This is a genomic window from Burkholderia sp. Ac-20379 (assembly GCF_017104645.1).
In the GTDB taxonomy this organism is placed as follows: Bacteria; Pseudomonadota; Gammaproteobacteria; order Burkholderiales; family Burkholderiaceae; genus Burkholderia.
The window spans coordinates 1-2,230 of sequence record NZ_JAAGPF010000601.1 but is presented as its reverse complement, the minus strand read 5'-3'; the positions used below and the strand labels follow the sequence as shown (position 1 = coordinate 2,230).

Sequence of the window (2,230 nt, the reverse complement as noted above, 5' to 3'; positions counted from 1 at the left end):
GGCCGTGCTGGCGGCGTTCGCGGCATTGGCGGCCAGCGCGTTGGCGGCGGCATCGGCCGCGGCGCTCGCGTCGGCGCTGTTGCTGCCCGTGCCGTTGCCGGTGGTGCCATCCTGGCGCGCCTGCAGTTGCGCCTGGATGGCGGCGGCCGCGGCGAGCGCGGCGGCTTCGGCCGGCGTGGTTGCGGCTTGCGAGGCGTCCTGCGTGTCGTCGGCGCCGTCGGTCTGATCCGATTTGCCGTGATGGCCGCGATGGCCGTGCACGCCGGTGTTCGTGCTGCCCGAGTTCGATGCCTGGGCCTGCGCGGCTGCCGCGGCATTGGCCGCCGCGTTGGTGCTGGCGCTCGCGGCCGGCTTCGGCTGCTGCGCTTGCTGCTGGCTCGCCACGCTTTGCTGCAGCGTTTGCGAGAACGGCGTCGCGGCCTGGCTGGCGGTGTCGGTGCTGCGCGTGCTCTGGGTCACGGCGCTGGCGGCGTCGAGCAGCGAGGCGGTCAGGGAAAGGGCGGGCATGGCGGTGTCTCGGTCGAATTTATTTGGAAGCGTGCGCCGCGTCGGCGCGCATGCGCAGCACCTTCGCCGCGTGTTCGTCGGCGTCGCGCTGCTCGCGTTTCGCGGCACGGTGTTCCGCCTGCTTGACGCCGCGAGCCTGCAGGATTTCATACGAACCGAGCGTGCGCTTGCGGTCCTGCCACGCCGGGCGGGCCGCGTCGAGGCGCGCGTCGGCGGCGCCGACGATCCGCCGCTGCTGGCCGATCGCCGCGTCGAGCGTGTCGATGAACGACTGGAAATTGCGCATCTTGCCGGCCGGCATGCCGGATTTGGCTTCCTCGGCGAAGCGCGCGTGGTATTCGTCGCGGTAGCGCATCAGCGCGTCGAGCTGGTCCTGCGCCGAGGTGCGCTCGCGCTGGGCCTGGCCCAGCAGCTTGGTGGCGTTGTCGAGATCTTCCTGGGCGCGGTCCAGCAGGATTTGCAGCGGAAAGCTTGCAGTCATCGTCAGCCTCCATCGGCGGGAAACAGGGCGTCGAGCGCGGCCATGCACGCGTCGAACGGCGCGCATTCGCGAAAGCCCTGCTGAAGAAACGATTCGATGCGCGGATACAGCGCGATCGCGCGGTCGAGATGGGCGTCGCGGCCCGGCGCATAGGCGCCCACCGCGATCAGGTCGCGGTTGCGCTGGTAGCGCGACAGCATCTGCTTGAAGCGGCGCACGCGGTCGAGGTGGCGCTCGTCGATCAGCGCGGTCATCGCGCGGCTGATCGATTGCTCGATGTCGATCGCCGGATAGTGGCCGGCCTCGGCCAACTGGCGGGACAGCACGATATGGCCGTCGAGGATCGCGCGCGCCGAATCGGCGATCGGATCCTGCTGATCGTCGCCTTCGGTCAGCACCGTGTAGAACGCGGTGATCGAGCCGCCGCCCTCGGGGCCGTTGCCGGTGCGCTCGACCAGCGCCGGCAGCTTGGCGAACACCGACGGCGGGTAGCCCTTGGTGGCCGGCGGCTCGCCGATCGCCAGCGCGATCTCGCGCTGGGCCATCGCGTAGCGCGTCAGCGAATCCATCAGCAGCAGCACGTGCTTGCCCTGATCGCGGAAATATTCGGCCAGCGAGGTGGCGTAGGCGGCGCCCTGCATCCGCAGCAGCGGCGAGACGTCGGCCGGCGCGGCCACCACCACCGAGCGCGCGAGGCCGTCCTCGCCGAGAATCTGCTCGATGAATTCCTTCACTTCGCGGCCGCGCTCGCCGATCAGGCCGATCACGATCACCTCGGCGCTGGTGTAGCGCGCCATGGTGCCGAGCAGCACCGATTTGCCGACGCCCGAGCCCGCGAACAGGCCCATGCGCTGGCCGCGGCCGACGGTGAGCAGCGCGTTGATCGCGCGCACGCCCACGTCGAGCACATGGTGGATCGGCTCGCGTTCGAGCGGATTGATGGTGGGCGCGGACAGCGGCGCGTCGATGTCCGCGCCGAGCGGGCCGAGCCGGTCGAGCGGGCGGCCCGAGGCGTCCACCACGCGGCCGAGCATCTGCCAGCCCACCGGCAGGCGTTTCGCGCCGGCCAGCGGATCGGCGATCGGCGCGCGCTCCAGCGGCCAGACGCGCGCGCCGGGCAGCACGCCGGCCACGTCGGTGGTCGGCATCAGGAACAGGCGGTCGCCGGCGAAGCCCACCACTTCGGCTTCGGCCACCGGCAGCGTGCTGCCGGCCGGCAATTCGATGATGCATTCGGCGCCG

The 2,230-nt window shown here is 71.3% G+C and carries 2 protein-coding genes and 1 pseudogene; all 3 read right to left on the bottom strand.

The annotated features are described in order from the left end of the window. Positions 1–507: pseudogene (locus G3N92_RS33130) on the bottom strand (flagellar hook-length control protein FliK); the annotation flags it as partial. Positions 508–526: 19 nt separating this feature from the next. Further along, on the bottom strand, positions 527–988 hold the full coding sequence (fliJ, locus tag G3N92_RS33125; protein ID WP_206131728.1) for a flagellar export protein FliJ: 462 nt from the start codon (positions 986–988) through the stop codon (positions 527–529). 2 nt (positions 989–990) lie between these two features. Then, positions 991–2,230, bottom strand: a 1,240-nt coding sequence (fliI, locus tag G3N92_RS33120) for a flagellar protein export ATPase FliI (protein ID WP_206131727.1), incomplete at its 5' end; no start/stop codon positions are given.